16 protein-coding genes are annotated in these 17,311 nt (G+C 63.0%); 13 read left to right on the top strand and 3 right to left on the bottom strand.

Annotated features, from left to right (window positions below):
* The first annotated feature begins 7 nt into the window (after positions 1-7).
* On the top strand, positions 8-628 hold the full coding sequence (gene ruvA, locus EOB59_RS22710) for a Holliday junction branch migration protein RuvA (RefSeq protein ID WP_013529140.1): 621 nt from the start codon (positions 8-10) through the stop codon (positions 626-628).
* A 43-nt stretch (positions 629-671) separates the two neighbouring features.
* Positions 672-1,709 carry a Holliday junction branch migration DNA helicase RuvB gene (gene ruvB, locus EOB59_RS22705; RefSeq protein WP_023811851.1) on the top strand — a complete coding sequence of 346 codons (1,038 nt, stop codon included), beginning with the start codon at positions 672-674 and terminating at the stop codon, positions 1,707-1,709.
* Between the two features lie 102 nt (positions 1,710-1,811).
* Here ruvB and EOB59_RS22700 read toward each other — a convergent pair whose 3' ends face one another.
* A complete protein-coding gene (locus EOB59_RS22700; protein WP_128289287.1) occupies positions 1,812-3,062 on the bottom strand; it encodes a cellulase family glycosylhydrolase in 1,251 nt (416 codons plus the stop codon).
* Between the two features lie 57 nt (positions 3,063-3,119).
* Between EOB59_RS22700 and ybgC the strand changes: the two genes are divergently transcribed.
* From ybgC to ftsH, 10 genes are all read left to right on the top strand, one after another.
* Positions 3,120-3,590, top strand: coding sequence for a tol-pal system-associated acyl-CoA thioesterase (gene ybgC, locus EOB59_RS22695; protein ID WP_128289286.1), 471 nt, complete (start codon positions 3,120-3,122; stop codon positions 3,588-3,590).
* A 422-nt stretch (positions 3,591-4,012) separates the two neighbouring features.
* The gene (tolQ, locus tag EOB59_RS22690) at positions 4,013-4,723 is read left to right on the top strand and encodes a protein TolQ (protein WP_013529145.1); all 711 of its coding nucleotides are present in this window, start codon (positions 4,013-4,015) and stop codon (positions 4,721-4,723) included.
* A 10-nt stretch (positions 4,724-4,733) separates the two neighbouring features.
* Positions 4,734-5,186 carry a protein TolR gene (gene tolR / locus EOB59_RS22685; RefSeq protein ID WP_023811855.1) on the top strand — a complete coding sequence of 151 codons (453 nt, stop codon included), beginning with the start codon at positions 4,734-4,736 and terminating at the stop codon, positions 5,184-5,186.
* 7 nt (positions 5,187-5,193) lie between these two features.
* Positions 5,194-6,339 carry a TonB family protein gene (locus EOB59_RS22680; protein ID WP_128289285.1) on the top strand — a complete coding sequence of 382 codons (1,146 nt, stop codon included), beginning with the start codon at positions 5,194-5,196 and terminating at the stop codon, positions 6,337-6,339.
* Positions 6,340-6,382: 43 nt separating this feature from the next.
* Positions 6,383-7,693: a Tol-Pal system beta propeller repeat protein TolB gene (gene tolB, locus EOB59_RS22675; RefSeq protein ID WP_127270138.1), complete on the top strand. Its 1,311-nt coding sequence runs from the start codon at positions 6,383-6,385 to the stop codon at positions 7,691-7,693.
* A gap of 36 nt (positions 7,694-7,729) precedes the next feature.
* Positions 7,730-8,107, top strand: coding sequence for a four helix bundle protein (locus EOB59_RS22670; RefSeq protein ID WP_127809020.1), 378 nt, complete (start codon positions 7,730-7,732; stop codon positions 8,105-8,107).
* A 246-nt stretch (positions 8,108-8,353) separates the two neighbouring features.
* A complete protein-coding gene (gene pal / locus EOB59_RS22665) occupies positions 8,354-8,860 on the top strand; it encodes a peptidoglycan-associated lipoprotein Pal (protein ID WP_013529149.1) in 507 nt (168 codons plus the stop codon).
* 224 nt (positions 8,861-9,084) lie between these two features.
* Complete coding sequence (gene ybgF / locus EOB59_RS22660) at positions 9,085-10,194, top strand: tol-pal system protein YbgF (protein WP_128289284.1); 1,110 nt, start codon at positions 9,085-9,087, stop codon at positions 10,192-10,194.
* A 57-nt stretch (positions 10,195-10,251) separates the two neighbouring features.
* Complete coding sequence (gene tilS / locus EOB59_RS22655) at positions 10,252-11,646, top strand: tRNA lysidine(34) synthetase TilS (RefSeq protein ID WP_127809022.1); 1,395 nt, start codon at positions 10,252-10,254, stop codon at positions 11,644-11,646.
* A 125-nt stretch (positions 11,647-11,771) separates the two neighbouring features.
* On the top strand, positions 11,772-13,700 hold the full coding sequence (ftsH, locus tag EOB59_RS22650; RefSeq protein WP_127380665.1) for an ATP-dependent zinc metalloprotease FtsH: 1,929 nt from the start codon (positions 11,772-11,774) through the stop codon (positions 13,698-13,700).
* Between the two features lie 242 nt (positions 13,701-13,942).
* Here ftsH and EOB59_RS22645 read toward each other — a convergent pair whose 3' ends face one another.
* A complete protein-coding gene (locus EOB59_RS22645; RefSeq protein ID WP_127322124.1) occupies positions 13,943-14,395 on the bottom strand; it encodes a hypothetical protein in 453 nt (150 codons plus the stop codon).
* Between the two features lie 235 nt (positions 14,396-14,630).
* Complete coding sequence (locus tag EOB59_RS22640; RefSeq protein ID WP_128289283.1) at positions 14,631-15,467, bottom strand: hypothetical protein; 837 nt, start codon at positions 15,465-15,467, stop codon at positions 14,631-14,633.
* A 367-nt stretch (positions 15,468-15,834) separates the two neighbouring features.
* On the opposite strand from EOB59_RS22640, the gene glmM reads away from it, so the two are divergent.
* Positions 15,835-17,187, top strand: coding sequence for a phosphoglucosamine mutase (glmM, locus tag EOB59_RS22635; RefSeq protein WP_127408333.1), 1,353 nt, complete (start codon positions 15,835-15,837; stop codon positions 17,185-17,187).
* Positions 17,188-17,311: the final 124 nt, after the last annotated feature.

Here is a 17,311-nt window from a genome sequence, read left to right as displayed (position 1 = left end):
GTCTGGCGTGATCGGCAAGCTCAAGGGCACGCTCGACGAGGTCGACGAGGACCATTGCCTCGTGGACATCCATGGCGTCGGCTACGTCGCCTATTGCTCGGCGCGCACGCTGGCGGCGCTGCCTTCGCCCGGCGAAGCGGTGGTGCTGTTCATCGAGACCTATGTGCGCGAGGACATGCTGCGCCTCTACGGCTTCCAGTCGGTGCTGGAACGCGAGTGGTTCCGGCTGCTGATGAACAATGTTCCGGGCGTCGGCGCCAAGGTGGCGCTGGCCATCCTGTCGACGCTGGCGCCGGCGGATCTCGCCAACGCCATTGCGCTGCGCGATATCGCCATGGTTTCGCGCGCGCCCGGCGTCGGCAAGAAAGTGGCCGAGCGCATCGTCACCGAGTTGAAGAACAAGGCGCCGGCCTATGCCGGAACCGCCTCGGGCACCATCGGCCTGAAACAGGAACTCGGCGACGGCGTGGCATCCGCGCCCATCACCGACGCGGTCTCGGCGCTGGTCAATCTCGGCTATTCGCGCGACACCGCCGCCAATGCTGTGGCGGCGGCGCTGAAGACGGCGGGCGAGGATGCCGATGCGCCAAAGCTGATCCGCTTCGGGCTGAAGGAACTGGCGCGGTGAACCGTCGCTTGTTCAGCTCCTTGCCGTGTGCAAGGAAGGCGTCATGAGCCTGTCGCCCCGCCTGATTGCGCCGGAAAAACGCGGCGAGGATGCCGAGCAGACCTTGCGGCCGCAGACGCTCGACGATTTCGTCGGCCAGGCGGCGGTGCGGGCCAATCTCAAAGTGTTCATCGAGGCCGCCAAGGGCCGCAACGAGGCGCTCGACCATGTGCTGTTCGTCGGGCCGCCCGGTCTCGGCAAGACGACGCTGGCGCAGATCATGGCGCGCGAACTCGGCGTCAATTTCCGCTCGACCTCGGGTCCGGTCATCGCCAAGGCGGGCGATCTTGCCGCCCTGCTGACCAATCTCGAGGAAGGCGACGTGCTGTTCATCGACGAGATCCACCGGCTGAGCCCGGCGGTGGAGGAAATCCTCTATCCGGCGATGGAGGATTTCCAGCTCGACCTGATCATCGGCGAGGGACCGGCGGCGCGTTCGGTCAAGATCGACCTTGCCCGCTTCACGCTCGTCGCTGCCACCACGCGGCTCGGCCTGCTGACCAATCCGCTGCGCGACCGTTTCGGCATTCCGGTACGGCTCAATTTCTACACGGTTGAGGAGCTGGAGCAGATCGTGCGGCGCGGCGCCCGCATCCTGCAAATGCCGCTTGGCGACGACGGTGCGCTGGAGATCGCGCGGCGTGCGCGCGGCACGCCACGCATCGCCGGCCGGCTCTTACGCCGTGTGCGCGATTTCGCCTCGGTGGCCGGCGACGGCCATGTCGACCGCAAGATCGCCGACGAGGCGCTGACCCGGCTGGAGGTCGATGCGCTCGGCCTCGACGCGCTCGACCGGCGGTATCTCAGCATGATCGCGCGCAATTTCGGCGGCGGGCCGGTCGGCATCGAGACGATCGCCGCCGGCCTGTCAGAGCCGCGCGACGCCATCGAGGACATCATCGAGCCCTATCTGATCCAGCAGGGCTTCATCCAGCGCACACCGCGCGGCCGCATGCTGACGGCCAATGCCTGGCGCCATCTCGGCCTCGACGCGCCGAAGGATCTGGCGCAGCAGCAGATCAACCTGTTCCAGGAAGAGTAATTTTCCAGTGCGCCGCCCGTCGTCTCGGGTATTGGCTCAGCATTGCGTCGGTACGTTTTTTGAATGCGCCCGGAATCTTCTCGACCGATCTTGGCTGAGCGATCAATGCAGCCCGCGGATCACGTCCATCACATCTGGCTCGGCCTTGTCGCCATTGAAGGCGTCGACGATGCCGAAGGCACCGCCATAGCTCCACACCGACCATGAGAAGCCATGTGCTTCGGCACGCCCGATCATGTCCCTGACATAGGCGGCCCGGTACCCGGCGGGCATCACATAGGAATTGCCATATTCCTGTCGGATCATGCCGAACTCGCCCAGCGTGATGTTTTCAGGCTTGACGCCGTTGGCCTTCGCCCATGCCTCGACCTTTTTGAACGGCGCATCCATCAGGCCGAGCAGCTTGTCGAGGCTGTCCATGCTGGCGACCTGTTCGTCGAGATAGGCAAGCAGGCCGCTCTGCCGTGTCCACGGCGCCTCGGCCTTGATCCTGGCGCGGATGGTGTCGAGCGTCACGTCGAGCTGTGCCTTGGGCACCGCGCTCAGCGGGTAAGGCAGGCCGGTCACATAGGGGATGAAGTCGCCGGCCCAGGTCGCGCCCTGATGGGTGAGCAGGAACGGATCGTAGGAATGGAAGGTCCAGATGACATTGCCGTCAGGGATCGCCTTCGGGTCGATCTTCTCCAGCGAGCTCGCGGCGGAGTAGCAGGCGCCGGTCAGCACTAGTGTCAGTTTCGTCGCCGAGGATCGCGCCGCGGCGAACAGTTTGCGCTGGCGGTCCGGCCACAGGCTGGTGCCGTCGCTGTCGCAGTCGACGATCGGTTCGTTCATCGGCTCGAAGGCAACCTGGGTGGGATCTTCGCCGGCCAGCGTGCGGGCCATCTTGCGGACCATCTCGACATAGGCGTCGAAGGTCCGCGGATCGTCCATCACTTGCGCCATGCCGATCTTGCGGCTGCCGCCGGCCGGGATCAGGTGCATGTCGACGACCACCTTCAGCCCGGCGCGGTTGATCATGCGCACGGAGTCCAGCACGCTGGCATAGAGGTCGTCATGCAAGGCCACGGTCTGGTCGGACAGGAAAGGCGAAGGGTCGACCGGCATGCGCAGGAAATCGAGGCCGGCATCCTTCAGCGCCTTGAGGTCGTTCTCCCCAAGGAATTTGCGCCATTCCGGATAGGGCAGGATGGCTTTGGCGTCGCCCCACTGGTCTTCGCCGGGCCATGTGACCCATTGGTCGAGGTTGAGGCCGCGCTTCATCGAGAATGTCGCGGTCTGGCCAGGCAGCGCCAAAGCCACCAGCACGAACAGCGCCGCCGTCAAACTCTTGATCATCGCCGTCAACAGTGCCATCCGATGTTATGTTCCGCGGGAAACAGGTGCCTCGCCGGGGCTGAAAAAGGAAGCGCAATGGGCGATCATGGTGAATCGGCAACGCTGCTGGCCGGCATTTCGGGCGCGCTGACCGCGTTCGGCCACCGGCTGATGGCGCGGGTCTATTATGCCGACACCGATTTCTCCGGCGTCGTCTACCATGCGCGCTATCTCGAATTCTTCGAACGCGGTCGCTCCGACTATCTCCGGCTGACCGGCGTGCACCACACAGAGCTTGCCGATGGCAAGCATGGCGAAAGAATAGTCTGGGTGGTGCGCCGCATGGAGATCGACTTTCGCGGCCCCGCCCGCATCGATGACATCCTGACGGTCGACACCCGCACCGAGGAGATTTCCGGCGCGCGCATCTTCATGGCGCAACAGCTCAAGCGTGGCGACGAACTGCTGGTCGAGGCCAAGGTCGAGGCGGCGATCATCGGTGAGAATGGCCGCCCAAGGCGTTTTCCCAGAGAATGGGTGGCGGCATTCATGCCGAGGGTGCGCTGATATTCAGGTGATGCCGGCCTGCAAACAGCAGCTTCCTGCGCTTCCCCGTTCTACCGCATCGCGGTAGAACTGTGCTCACGTACGAAAAGTACGCTCCGCTCCGGTTCTCGGAATCTACCGTTTTCGGCTCGGCCTGACCTGAATCTCAGCGCACCCTAGGCGCAGCCATTGAATTGATGGCCTTGCCACTGGGCGTGGCAATGCGCCGCGCCTTATATACTAACCCATCCTTAACCATAACGGTTCATGAAGAGATTGGTGAAGATTGGCGTTATCGAACGCCTTCCTTTCACCAATATTTGCCCCGAAAAGGCCGATAACGGCACAGTTTGGGGTTGTTCCGGTAGCTTCGTGCGAACCGACCACAAGGGATGCCAGGGGCCAGCCGCCAGCTTCGCCCGGAAAATCTTAAGGACGTAACGATGGAAAATATCGCACTCGCCGACCCGGGCGCGCAATTATCGGTTTGGTCGCTGTTCGTTTCGGCCAGCTGGGTGGTCAAGCTGGTCATGATCGGCCTGCTCTGCGCCTCGGTCTGGACCTGGGCGATCATCGTCGACAAGCTGGTTTCCTATGCCCGCATGCGGCTGGCGCTCAACCGGTTCGAGCAGGTTTTCTGGTCGGGGCAGTCGCTGGAGGAGCTCTACCGCACGCTCGCCGACCGCAAGACCACCGGCATGGGCGCCATTTTCGTCGCCGCCATGCGCGAGTGGAAGAAGAGTTTCGAGAAGGGCGCCAAGTCGCCGCTCGGCCTGCAGACCCGCATCGACAAGGCGATGGACCTGGCGCTGACCCGCGAGATGGAAAAGCTGGAAGGGCGCCTCGGTTTCCTTGCCACCACCGGCTCGGCGGCACCCTTCATCGGCCTGTTCGGCACCGTCATCGGCATCATGACGTCGTTTCAGGCGATCGCCGGCTCCAAGAACACCAGTCTCGCCGTGGTTGCGCCGGGCATCGCCGAAGCGCTGCTGGCGACGGCCATCGGCCTGCTCGCCGCCATTCCGGCCGTCATCGCCTACAACAAGCTGTCGTCCGATGCGAGCAAGATAGCCGTGCGCATGGAAGGGTTCTCCGACGAGTTCTCCGCCATACTCTCGCGCCAAATCGATGAAAAAGTGGCCCCCAAGGCCTGAGGAGTAGCAGATGGGTATGTCGATGGGCATGGGAGGGCGCGGCGGGCGCGGCCACAGGCGGCGCGGCCGTCACCATGCACTGATGTCCGAGATCAACGTCACGCCGATGGTCGACGTGATGCTGGTGCTGCTGATCATCTTCATGGTCGCCGCACCGATGCTGACGGTCGGCGTGCCGATCGACCTGCCGGATACGCAGGCCAAGGCGATGAATGCCGACACGCAGCCGATCACCGTCTCGATCAACGCCGCCGGCCAGATCTATCTGCAGGAAACCGAGATCCCGATCGAGGAGCTGGTGGCCAAGCTGCAGGCAATCTCGAAGACCGGCTATGAGGAGCGCATCTTCATCCGCGGCGACAAGTCCACCGACTATGGTACGGCGATGAAGGTGATGGCCCGCATTTCGGCCGCTGGCTACAAGAACATCGGCCTGGTTTCACTGCAGGAACAGGACCAATAGACGCGCGATGAAGACCGGCCTCACCACATCGGTGATCTTGCATACGGCGGCGCTGACCTTCGGCCTGTTCACGCTGACGGCGCCGGCGGCACTTCCGTCGTCCGACGTCGAGTCGGTCGCGGTCGATATCGTGCCCATGGAAGCCATTGCGCAGACGTTGCAGGGCGACAAGAAGGCCGTGATGCATGAAAAACCGGCACCCGTGCCGACGCAGCGCCCGGACATCGTTCCGGACGCGCAGAAGGTCGGCGAGAACAGCGTCGACACCGACAAGCCGATAACGCCGGAAGCCAAGCCGAAGCCCGTCGACATGACCTCGGCTCCGCCGCCCGCGCCGACCCCGATCGAAAAGCCGAAGCCCGAGGACGTGCCGAAGCCGCAGGAAAAGCCTAAGCCCACCCCGGCAACGGAAGTGGCGCCGGCGCCGACGCCCAAGGAAGAGGTTAAGCCCGAGCCGGTCAAGCAGGCCGACCCCAAGCCGACACCGGCCAAGCCGGCGCCAACCCCGCCACCGCAGGACAAGACCGCAGCCATCGATCCGACGCCCGACGCCGTCGCTGAAGCCATAGCGCAGGAGCCGCCCGCCGAGGCGACGCAGCTGCCGGATTCCGCTCCCGCGCCGGAAGCGCGGCCGAAGCCGCAGCCGGCGCAGGCCGAAAGCGCCAAGGCGCCGGAACGCAAGAACGCCGACAAGCCGGTCAAGGAAGCGTCGTCGAAGCCGAAGTCCGACGACAAGCAATTCAACGCCGACGAGATTTCGGCGCTCCTAGACAAGCAGAAACCATCCGGCGGCGGCGCCAAGCGCTCGACCCAGCAGGCGTCGCTCGGCGGCGACAAGGATCAGGGCCAGAAGCTTTCCAGGTCCGAAATGGGTGCCCTGGAAAGCCAGCTTGGCGGCTGCTGGACCCTTCCCGCGGGCCTTGAAGGTTCCGAGAACTTCGTCGTCGTGGTGCGGTTCAACCTGGATGCCTCCGGCAAGCTGGATGGACGCCCGGCGGTCGAAACGTCGAGCGGAAACCGCCAGTTCGACGAAAGTGCCGTTCGTGCGGTGCAAAAATGCGATGTCACCGGCCTGCAGGTTCCCGCCGGCAAGCAGGACATCTGGGCCGACGTCCGCGTCACCTTCGATCCAAGGGAGATGCTGGGCCTCTGAGGCGGCCCGCGTATCCGGAAATCAGTACGAGAAGCGAGAAGACATGAAATCAATCCTCAAGCCGCTCCTGATGGTCGCAGCAATGGCGATGGGCATGACCGCTGCCAGCACGTTGCCGGCGCTGGCGCTGGTCGAGCTCAACGTCAACAAGGGCAATGTCGAGCCGCTGCCGATCGCCATCACGGATTTCCAGGGCGGCGACGCGCTTGGGGCGCAGATTTCGCAGATCGTCACCGCCGATTTGAAGCGTTCGGGTCTGTTCGCTCCGATCGACAAGAGCGCCTTTATCGAGAAGATCACCAACCCCGATGCAGCACCGCGCTTCGACGACTGGAAGGTGATCAACGCGCAGGCGCTGGTCACCGGCAGCGTCAGCAAGGAAGCCGACGGCCGCATCCGCGCCCAGTACCGGTTGTGGGATACCTTTGCCGGCCAGCAGATGGCCGGCGAGCAGTTCTTCGCCAACGACGCCAATCAGCGGCGTGTCGCCCACATCATCGCCGACGCCATCTATGAGCGGCTGACCGGCGAAAAAGGCTATTTCGACACCCGCGTCGTCTTCATCGACGAATCCGGCGCCAAGAATGCGCGCAAGAAGCGCCTCGCGATCATGGACCAGGACGGCGCCAATGTGCGCTATCTCTCGGACGGCAGGTCGATCGTGCTGACGCCGCGTTTCTCGCCGAACCGGCAGGAAATCACCTATATGTCGTATGAAAGCGGCCAGCCGCGGGTCTATCTGCTGCAGATCGAGACCGGCCAGCGCGAACTGGTCGGCAATTTCCCGGGCATGACCTTTGCGCCGCGCTTTTCGCCCGACGGCCAGAAAGTCATCATGAGCCTGCTGCGCGACGACGGCAATTCCAACATCTTCGCCATGGACCTGCGCAGCCGCTCGACGACGAGGCTGACCAACTCGACCGCCATCGACACCTCGCCGTCCTATTCGCCCGACGGCAGCAAGGTGGTGTTCACCTCCGACCGTGGCGGCCGCGCGCAGATCTACGTGATGGGCGCCGACGGCTCGGGCCAGACCCGCATCTCCTTTGGCGACGGCGTCTATTCGACACCGGTATGGTCGCCGCGCGGCGACCTCATAGCCTTCACCAAGCAGACCGGCGGCGAATTCCAGATCGGCGTCATGAAGACCGACGGCTCGGGCGAGCGCATCCTGTCCTCCGGCTTCCAGCAGGAGGGGCCGACCTGGGCGCCGAACGGCCGCGTGCTGATGTTCTTCCGCGATTCCGCCGGTGGGCCCAAACTGGTTTCGGTCGATCTGACCGGACGCAACGAGCAATCGATCCCGACGGCGAACTTCGCTTCGGACCCGGCCTGGTCGCCGCTGCTTGAATAGAGGAATTGAGGAACTGGGGAATTGAAGAACTGAAGAATGGAGAAGGCGGGCGGCTACATTAATCGCGCGAAGGATCTAGAGGTATATAAGCGCGCTTATGTGGTTTCTCTTGACGTCCATAAAGCTACGCTCGCTTTCCCGAAAATGGAGCAATACGCACTGGCTGATCAGTTGCGTCGCTCCAGCAAAGGAATCTGCGCCAATTTGGCTGAAGGATTTGCCAAGCAGACTCACTCCAAACCCGAATTCGCGCGGTTCATTTCGATGGCAATGGGGTCATGCAGCGAGGTGGAGACGTGGATTTCCTATGCGTTCGACCTTGGATACATCAGCCAGGCACAACACGACGATTGGCTGCGATCCTATGCCCATATCTACGGCATGCTGATCAATCTGAGAGAAAAGCTGAAGTGAATTCTCTCTTCAGTTCCTCAATTCCCCAACTCTTCAATTCCTCATTTCCATCTCTTTGTCGCGTTTTGGCCGTATTTACGCCTAGGGTCCGCGTGAAATGTGGCTTCAGGCCAAAACGGCTGCGGACGGGCAGCTTAAACCAAAATTTAACCGTGTTTCTTGAATGCCGGTTAACCCAAACGTGGTTACTGGGTGATCAACGAAATCACTCAAATTAGATCACTCGAAATACGAAGGAGAGGCGGCATGGGCCGTATTGCAGCACTTACCAGAAACCCGGTCATGATCGCGCTGGTGGCGATGCTCGCCATCGCAGGTTGCGCCTCGAAGAAGACGCCGAACAACGCGGCCGATCTTGGCCTTAACGGCGCCGGCGCCGCAACACCCGGTTCGGCGCAGGACTTCACCGTCAACATTGGCGACCGCATCTTCTTCGATACGGACTCGACCTCGATCCGTGCCGACGCTCAGACGACGCTCTCGCGCCAGGCGCAGTGGCTGAACCAGTACAAGCAGTATGCCATCGTCGTCGAAGGTCATGCCGACGAACGCGGCACACGTGAATACAATCTGGCGCTCGGCGCCCGCCGCGCCGCCGCCACCCGTGACTTCCTTGTCGCCAAGGGCGTCTCGGCCAGCCGTCTCAAGACCATTTCCTACGGCAAGGAACGTCCGGTCGCGGTTTGCGACGACATCTCCTGCTGGTCGCAGAACCGCCGCGCGGTCACCACGCTTAGCGGCGCTGGCTCCTGAAGCATCACGCAGCCGACCGGCGCGTCAAGAACGGCGGCCGTCTAGCGGTAAAAATGCAACATACCTGTGCGAAAGGCGGCCTTGGGGGCCGCCTTTTTCACATCCGGATGCCCGAAACAAAATTTGGCCGAAGTCTCGGCTCCTGCTATTAGCCGAGGGCGCTTGGCTGGTCCCATGCTGATTGGAAGGCGCGAACAAGCTAACGAAATCACTGCGAGAGGCACATGCATTTGAGATCGGTTCTGAGCGGCACGCTTGCGCTGCTGCTCCTATCAGGCGTCACCGCCCTGGCCAGCGGCACCGGGGCGAGCGGCACGGGGCAATCAACCGACAGCGGCTTTACCTTCCATCTTCCCAGTGTCGAATTGCCCAACCTTTTCGGTCAAAAGAAGAAACCGGACCAGGTTCAGCTGGTGCAATCCGATCCTGCCGCTGTCACCAGCCTGGAAGAGCAGCTGCGGCAGATGAACGGCAAGATCGAGGAACTCAATTTCCAGGTCCTGCAGATGCAGGAGCAGATCCGCAAGCAGCAGGAAGACAATGAATTCCGCTTCCAGCAGCTGGAAGGCGGCGGCACGCAAGGCGGGCAGCCGCCGGCGCAGAAGAAATCGGACGCCACCACCGGCACCGACAACGATGTGGCGGCGGCCCCGGCGATACGGGCGCCGGCCGATGCCGGCGCCGCGCCCGCCAACGATCAGTCGGCAGGCGGCAAGACGGTCGAGGATGTCATCGTCGAATCTCCCGACGGCAACCCCGGAAAGGTTATTCCCGGTACGGGAGCGCCGGAAAAGAATTTCGGCACCATCACCGTCGACAAGAACGGCAATGTGATCGATGCCGGCGGCAACACGCAATCGACCGCGCCGGCGCAGGACACCGCGCCAGTCGCCGGGGCGGCGCCCAAGGCCGGAAAATCCGATACGGTGGTCGCGGCGTTGCCCGCCACCAACAACCCGGAAGAGCTTTACCGCAACTCCTACCAGTTCATCCTCTCGGGCGACTACGGCACCGCCGAGCAGGGTTTTCGCGACCACATCGCCCGCTTCCCAAGGGATGCGAAGGCGGCGGACGCGCATTACTGGCTGGGCGAGTCATTGCTCGGCCAGCAGAAATACCGCGACGCGGCCGAGACGTTCCTTGCCGCCAGCAAGGACTACCCCAAGGCCAAGAAAGCTCCCGACATGTTGCTGAAGCTCGGCGTGTCGCTGGTCGGCCTCAAGCAGCATGACGTTGCCTGTGCCACCTTCAGCGAGGTCGGCAAGCGTTACCCTGATATTTCCAGTGCGCTCAAGGAACGCGTCAAGCAGGAGAAGGCTCTGGCTGCCTGCTGATCCTTGTCCTACATGTCGTTGTCCTGAAACCGGGATCACTTTTGGGCGACATGCATTATGCTCGACACCGAGCCGGACCTTTCGACTAACCCTTTTTCGCATATCGATTTTACCAGCGGCGCTGTTGCGGCCGTGTCCGGCGGCAGCGACTCGACCGCCCTGCTCCTTCTTCTCAGACACCATCTCGACCGTAAGGCGCCGGCAACCAGGCTGCTGGCGGTAACGATCGACCACGGTTTGCGGTCCGGTTCGGCTGCGGAAGCGCAAACAGTGGCGAAGCTGTGCGCCAGATTCGGAATTTCACACCGCATCCTGACATGGTCGGGCCCCAAGCCATCGACCGGCCTGCCCGCGGCTGCTCGCGAGGTGCGCTACCGGCTGCTGGCCGAGGCGGCACAAGCTGAAGGCATCGGCCTGATCCTCACCGGCCATACCGCCGATGACCAGGCAGAGACGGTGCTGATGCGGCAAGCGCGCGAAGAAGGATTGGCGCGGGACGGGGGCCAAGGCCATGCCGAAATGGCAGGCCGGGGACTTGCCGGCATGGCGCCGGCCACCTTGTATGACTGGCGCGAGTGGATCGTTCGGCCGCTTCTCGGGTTGCGGCGCGAGGCGCTGCGCGACGTCCTGCGGCGTGAGAATGTCGGCTGGGCCGACGACCCCACCAATATCGACGCGGCCTTCGAGCGGCCGCGTGTGCGGGCCGCCCTTGCCGACAGCAACGGTGCGCAGCGCATCGACGATGCACTGGCGCTGGCCGCGCATGAGGGCCGCGCGCGCAGTCAACTCGGCCTCGCCGCCGCAAGTTTGATCGGCGATTTCGCGACCAGGCTGTCCTGCGGGCTCATTCGTCTTGATCCGCTCTTGCTGAACACAGGCGACGAGCGAGCGGCCGTCTATGCGTTGCGTATCCTGCTGGCCATGACCGGCGGAATTGCCTTCCTACCGGATCAGGCCCGCAGCGAGGCTCTGTTCGGTCGGCTGAGGGCTGGATTTCTTTGCGCCACATTGTCGCGGACGGTTGTCGATTCCCGGCGCTCCGGCATCTTCCTGCGCCGCGAGGCGCGCGGCCTGCCCGCCGCCGCAACCCTTACTGGCAGCACCCTGTGGGATGGCCGCCGGCGCATCACATTGAACGACAGCAGCAGCGCATTGTTGATTGCCCCGCTAGGCACGGCAGCGGCGAAGCGGCTGGCGACGGGCCAAGGAAAAGCCCCGCCGAGCCTCATGCGCGCCGCGCTCGCGGCCGAACCGGCGTTGTGGCACGCCGGGGAATGCCTTGGTTTGCCTGGATATGGACTGAAGTCTGCGATGATGGAAGTGCGGCCGGTCGTTACCCCCTTTGCCCGCTTCCTGCCTTCCTTCGACCTGGCGCCGGCGCAGGCCGTCGCCGGGCTGATTGGCGCGGCCCCGGTCCCGCCCTTGCCTTTCAGCGGCCATAGTGCCGGCTGATGGTTGCGCGAAAGCTTAACCCAGACGTGCTGTTATGCTTGGCAAGGGGAGGTGCTCTCCCTATGTTAGGCGCAAGTTTCCTCTCATGACGCGTGTCCGCCCCGCGGACGCCAACGGGACAATTGATGAATCCGAACTATCGCAACCTCGCGCTCTGGGCGATCATAGCGGTCCTGCTCATAGCCCTGTTCAATCTGTTCCAGACGCCGCAGACGCGAGGGGCTTCCAGCGATGTGCCTTATTCGCAGTTCCTGCAGGATGTCGCGGCGGGCCGGGTCAAGACGGTAACCATCGCGGGCGCCCGCATCAGCGGCACCTACACCGACAATGCCAGCGGCTTCCAGACCTATTCGCCCGGCGATCCTTCGCTGGTCTCGCGGCTGCAGGACAAGAACGTCACCATCAATGCGCGGCCTGAAACAGACGGTTCCAATTCGCTGTTCGGCTATCTGATCTCTTGGCTGCCGATGATCCTCATACTCGGCGTCTGGATATTCTTCATGCGCCAGATGCAGTCCGGCTCCGGCCGCGCGATGGGCTTTGGCAAGTCGAAGGCCAAGCTGCTCACCGAAGCGCATGGCCGCGTCACCTTCCAGGATGTTGCCGGCGTCGACGAAGCCAAGGAAGATCTGGAAGAGATCGTCGAGTTCCTGCGCGATCCGCAGAAATTCCAGCGGCTCGGCGGCAAGATTCCGCGCGGCGTGCTGCTCGTCGGCCCTCCGGGAACCGGCAAGACGCTGCTCGCCCGCTCGGTTGCCGGCGAAGCCAATGTGCCGTTCTTCACCATTTCCGGTTCTGACTTCGTCGAGATGTTCGTAGGCGTTGGTGCAAGCCGCGTCCGCGATATGTTCGACCAGGCCAAGAAGAACGCACCCTGCATCATCTTCATCGACGAAATCGACGCTGTCGGCCGTCATCGCGGCGCCGGCCTCGGCGGTGGCAACGACGAACGCGAGCAGACGCTGAACCAGCTGCTGGTCGAGATGGACGGCTTCGAATCCAATGAAAGCATCATCCTGATCGCCGCCACCAACCGGCCCGACGTGCTTGACCCCGCCCTGCTCAGGCCAGGCCGCTTCGACCGCCAGGTCGTGGTGCCGAACCCTGACATCGTCGGCCGCGAGAAGATCCTCAAGGTGCATGTGCGCAACGTGCCGCTGGCGCCCAATGTCGACCTCAAGGTGATCGCGCGCGGTACGCCGGGCTTTTCCGGCGCCGATCTGATGAACCTCGTCAACGAATCCGCGCTGATGGCGGCACGGCGCAACAAGCGCCTCGTCACCATGGCCGAATTCGAGGACGCCAAGGACAAAATCATGATGGGCGCCGAGCGCCGCTCGTCGGCTATGACCCAGGCCGAGAAGGAGCTGACCGCCTACCATGAGGCCGGCCACGCCATTCTCGCGCTCAACGTGCCATCGGCCGATCCGCTGCACAAGGCCACGATCATTCCACGCGGTCGCGCGCTCGGCATGGTCATGCAGTTGCCCGAAGGCGACCGCTATTCGATGAGCTACAAATACATGATCTCGCGTCTCGCCATCATGATGGGCGGCCGCGTCGCCGAGGAGTTCAAGTTCGGCAAGGAGAACATCACCTCCGGAGCCTCTTCGGATATCGAGCAGGCGACCAAGCTGGCCCGCGCCATGGTCACGCGCTGGGGCTTTTCCGACAAGCTCGGCCATGTCGCCTATGGCGACAACCAGGAAGAAGTGTTCCTCGGCCATTCGGTGGCGCGCACGCAGAACGTCTCGGAAGAAACGGCGCAGATCATCGACGCCGAAGTGCGCCGCCTGATCGACGAGGCCTATTCGTCGGCGAAGACCATCCTGACCAAGAAGAAGAAGGAATGGATCGCGCTGGCGCAGGGCCTGCTGGAATACGAGACGCTATCCGGCGAGGAGATCAAGCAGTTGATCGCCGGCCACAAGCCTGCGCGCGACCTTGGCGACGACACGCCGCCCAGCCGTGGCTCGGCCGTGCCGAAGTCCGGCGGCCGGCGAAAGAAGGGTCCTGAGCCCGAAGGCGGCATGGAACCGCAGCCATCGAGCTGAGCTTGACCACTTCATCGAACGCCGCGGCTTGCTCCGCGGCGTTTTTTGTTTTTGGCGTTGGGGAGGAGTTGTCCGCGACCTCGCATCTGCGACGGTGACGATTGGCGAAAGCCAAGGTGATAGCTAATCTCCCCGCAAGGGGGGAGATTGGCAACGTCGCCGCTGGCGTGCCCTCGAAGGCAACAAAAAGGCCCGCGAACCCTGCGGTTCGCAGGCCTTCTCTTCTTCAGATGTCTTGTCGCTCAGCTCTTCAGCTTGGCATTGCACAGGCTGTAATAACCGCCGCCCTTCTGGATCCAGCGAAGGCCGTTCAACGTGCCCGCGTCCTTGTTGCCATGGTAGCCCTGCAGACAGGTCTTCATGCGCGCCTTCGCGGGCTTTTCGGTCTTGAACTCGGCGGCCAGCGTGGTCGGGAATGTCACGCCCGCGGGCACTACAGTGGGGGCGACCGCCGCGCTGGTTTCCTTTTTCGTCTGCGGCTCGGTTTTGACCGTATCCTCGCTGACACTGTCCGCTGCTGGTGTCGCGCACTTCTCCTTGCGAAAAGCCGTCCAGTCCATGCCGTTCAGAGTGCCGCCTTCCTTGGCTGTTCGATAGGTCTCGCCGCATTCCTTCATCGTCAGTGCGCTTGCGGGGGCGACGCTCCAAACGATAAACGCGGTCGCAGCCAATACCGCCAATCTCAAACTGTGCATAAGACCCTCCTGGTTGATAATAAGTTTGACGCCTTTTTGTATATGGTTTGTTCTTTATATGTTCAACCAGAATCTTTACGGATGAGCTTGGCGGTGGGCAGTGCAGGCGAATTGATGATGCCGGCAGCCCGGCGATATGCAGATGCGAGCAAGGCAGTGTGCGTCTTCGCGCAACAACAAAGGCCCGCGCATCTTGCGATGCGCGGGCCTTTGTTTGGAGACTATGGCTAAGCGATCAGCTCTTCAGCTTGGCGTTGCACAGGCTGTAGAAGCCGCCGCCCTTCTGGATCCACTTCAGGCCGCCGAGCGCGTTGGCGTCCTTGAGGACATAGTACTGGTCGAGGCAGGTGTGCATGCGGCCCTTTCCGGGGGTCTCGCTGGCATATTTCGCCGAGATCGCGGACGGGAACTTGACGCCCTTGGGCGCAGCCGTCGTCGGCTTCGCCGGCTCCTTGGTGTAGCTGGCCTCGTCGGCGGCCGGCACCGTGTCGTCATCCGATGCGCCGGCGCCGCATTCGGTCTTGCGGAAGTCGTTCCACTTCATGCCCTTCAGCGTGTTGGCCGTCTTGGCGGCCTGATACTTGGTGCTGCATTCGGCCATGCTCAGACCCTTGCCGTCGGCGGGGGCCGCGGCAGCCTTGGTGGTTGCCGGCTTGGCGGCGGCAGCGGCGGATGCACCGGCGGCGCATTCGGACTTGCGGAAGTCGTTCCACTTCATGCCGTTCAGCGTGCCGGCAGCCTTCGCCGCCTGGTATTTGGTGCTGCATTCCTTCGCCGTCAGGCCCTTGGCCGTGCTGTCGTCCGCAGCGGCGGCAGCCTTGGCCGCCGTGGCCGGCTTCGTCTCGGCAGCCTTCTTGGTATCGGCCGGCTTGGCGTCGGTCGTCGCGGCGGCGTCGGTGCCGCACTGAGCCTTGCGGAACTGGTTCCAGGTCGCGCCGGCGAGTGTCCCCGCATCCTTGGCGGCGTTGTATTTCGTGCTGCACTCGGCCATCGTCAGTGCGTTGGCTGGCGCGGCCAGGAACAAGGTCGCGACGGCGAGGCCGGTCAAAGTGGCAAGTCGGTGGATGAGCATAGCGTTTCTCCGTTGCAGCAGCCCATGATACGTCCCTGCAAATCAATATCGCTCAACGGGCGGTTGCGCCAGATGCTAAGTGGCGTATATATCGCCGAAAACCGGTTTCTCCCGATAAGGTGATGAAATCGTTGTCCGTTGTCTGGTTCAGAGCAAGATTTTCCTGGTGCATCCGCGCTGAAAGGCTCGCATGACTTGTATATTGCAACATGGCAGTCTGGGCATGTCAGGTTGCGGCCACGTGTGTGCAGTGCACAACAATGGTTTTCTAAGGATTGGTAACGTATAATCACACAATGTGATCATAGCGCCCTGGCCAATTGTGGCATGACGTGCCGGGGAAGAAACGTCGAGGAAGCTGACTAGCATGGCAGGGAATTATTTCGGCACGGACGGCATTCGCGGACGCGCCAACAAGTTTCCGATGACGGCTGAAATCGCTATGCGGGTCGGCATGGCCGCCGGCCTTTCCTTCCAGCGCGGCAGCCATCGACATCGTGTCGTGCTCGGCAAGGACACCAGGCTTTCCGGCTATATGATCGAGAATGCCATGGTCGCCGGTCTTTGTGCCGCCGGCATGGACGTGTTCCTGCTCGGCCCGATCCCGACGCCGGCTGTCGCCATGCTGGTGCGTTCGCTGCGCGCCGATATCGGCGTCATGATCTCGGCCTCGCACAACCCCTATTACGACAACGGCATCAAGCTGTTCGGACCCGACGGCTACAAGCTCTCCGACGAAATCGAGGAGCGCATCGAGAGCATGCTCGACAAGGATATCGAACTGGCGCTCGCCGATTCCGACGGGCTTGGCCGCGCCAAGCGCGTCGACGGGGTGCATGACCGCTACATCGAATTCGCCAAGCGCACCTTGCCGCGCTCTATGTCGCTCGCTGGCTTGAGGATCGTCGTCGATTGCGCCAATGGCGCGGCCTACAAGGTGGCGCCCGAGGCGCTGTGGGAACTGGGCGCCGAAGTCGTCGCCATCAATGTCGAGCCCAACGGCTTCAACATCAACAAGGAATGCGGCTCGACCCATCCGGCCGGCCTGCAAAGGAAGGTGCACGAAGTGCGCGCCGACATCGGCATCGCGCTCGACGGCGACGCCGATCGTGTCGTTATCGTCGATGAAAACGGCGCGATCGTCGATGGTGACCAGATCATGGCGCTGATCGCCGAATCCTGGCACCAGAGCGGGCGGCTTGCCGGCGGTGGTGTCGTCTCAACCGTGATGTCCAATCTGGGCCTCGAACGCTTCCTCGGCGACATGAAGCTGCAATTGCACCGCACCAAGGTCGGCGACCGCTATGTCGTCGAGCACATGCGTGCGCATGGCTTGAATGTCGGCGGCGAACAGTCGGGTCATATCGTGCTGTCCGACTTTTCGACGACCGGCGACGGCCTGGTCTCGGCGCTGCAGGTGCTCGCCTGCATCAAGCGGCAGGGGCGGCCGGTCAGCGAACTGTCGAAGAAATTCGAACCCGTGCCGCAACTCCTGAAGAACGTCCACATTTCCGGCGGCAAGCCGCTTGAGGAGGCGCCGGTCAAGGCCGCCATCGAAGACGCCCGCAACCGCCTCGGCAAGACCGGACGGCTGGTTATCCGGCCATCAGGGACAGAGCCGCTGATCCGCGTGATGGCCGAAGGCGACGACCCGCAACTGGTCGAGTCCGTGGTCAATGGCATCGTGGACATCATCTCGGAAACGCGCAGCGCCGCTTGATCCCAGCGCGTCCAGCAGGACGTGGATCGGACAACCAGGCGCGCCGTGCTCCTTTAACCGGTCCAAGGCCCGCCTCTCGGCGGGCTTTTTCTTGTCAGCCGCCACTTTGTTCGGTGTCCGTAAA

This window comes from Mesorhizobium sp. M7A.F.Ca.MR.176.00.0.0 (assembly GCF_004023165.1).
Taxonomy (GTDB): domain Bacteria; phylum Pseudomonadota; class Alphaproteobacteria; order Rhizobiales; family Rhizobiaceae; genus Mesorhizobium.
Note: the sequence above shows the minus strand (reverse complement) of the source record. Positions and strands in the feature narration are given on the sequence as shown.

What these genes read in the sequence shown, in the direction of transcription:
- ruvB (WP_023811851.1), top strand. Translation starts at nt 672, where the DNA reads ATGAGCCTGTCGCCCCGCCTGATTGCGCCGGAAAAACGCGGCGAGGAT.
- EOB59_RS22700 (WP_128289287.1), bottom strand. Translation starts at nt 3,062, where the DNA reads ATGGCACTGTTGACGGCGATGATCAAGAGTTTGACGGCGGCGCTGTTC.
- ybgC (WP_128289286.1), top strand. Translation starts at nt 3,120, where the DNA reads ATGGGCGATCATGGTGAATCGGCAACGCTGCTGGCCGGCATTTCGGGC.
- tolQ (WP_013529145.1), top strand. Translation starts at nt 4,013, where the DNA reads ATGGAAAATATCGCACTCGCCGACCCGGGCGCGCAATTATCGGTTTGG.
- tolR (WP_023811855.1), top strand. Translation starts at nt 4,734, where the DNA reads ATGGGTATGTCGATGGGCATGGGAGGGCGCGGCGGGCGCGGCCACAGG.
- EOB59_RS22680 (WP_128289285.1), top strand. Translation starts at nt 5,194, where the DNA reads ATGAAGACCGGCCTCACCACATCGGTGATCTTGCATACGGCGGCGCTG.
- tolB (WP_127270138.1), top strand. Translation starts at nt 6,383, where the DNA reads ATGAAATCAATCCTCAAGCCGCTCCTGATGGTCGCAGCAATGGCGATG.
- EOB59_RS22670 (WP_127809020.1), top strand. Translation starts at nt 7,730, where the DNA reads ATGGAGAAGGCGGGCGGCTACATTAATCGCGCGAAGGATCTAGAGGTA.
- pal (WP_013529149.1), top strand. Translation starts at nt 8,354, where the DNA reads ATGGGCCGTATTGCAGCACTTACCAGAAACCCGGTCATGATCGCGCTG.
- ybgF (WP_128289284.1), top strand. Translation starts at nt 9,085, where the DNA reads ATGCATTTGAGATCGGTTCTGAGCGGCACGCTTGCGCTGCTGCTCCTA.
- tilS (WP_127809022.1), top strand. Translation starts at nt 10,252, where the DNA reads ATGCTCGACACCGAGCCGGACCTTTCGACTAACCCTTTTTCGCATATC.
- ftsH (WP_127380665.1), top strand. Translation starts at nt 11,772, where the DNA reads ATGAATCCGAACTATCGCAACCTCGCGCTCTGGGCGATCATAGCGGTC.
- EOB59_RS22645 (WP_127322124.1), bottom strand. Translation starts at nt 14,395, where the DNA reads ATGCACAGTTTGAGATTGGCGGTATTGGCTGCGACCGCGTTTATCGTT.
- EOB59_RS22640 (WP_128289283.1), bottom strand. Translation starts at nt 15,467, where the DNA reads ATGCTCATCCACCGACTTGCCACTTTGACCGGCCTCGCCGTCGCGACC.
- glmM (WP_127408333.1), top strand. Translation starts at nt 15,835, where the DNA reads ATGGCAGGGAATTATTTCGGCACGGACGGCATTCGCGGACGCGCCAAC.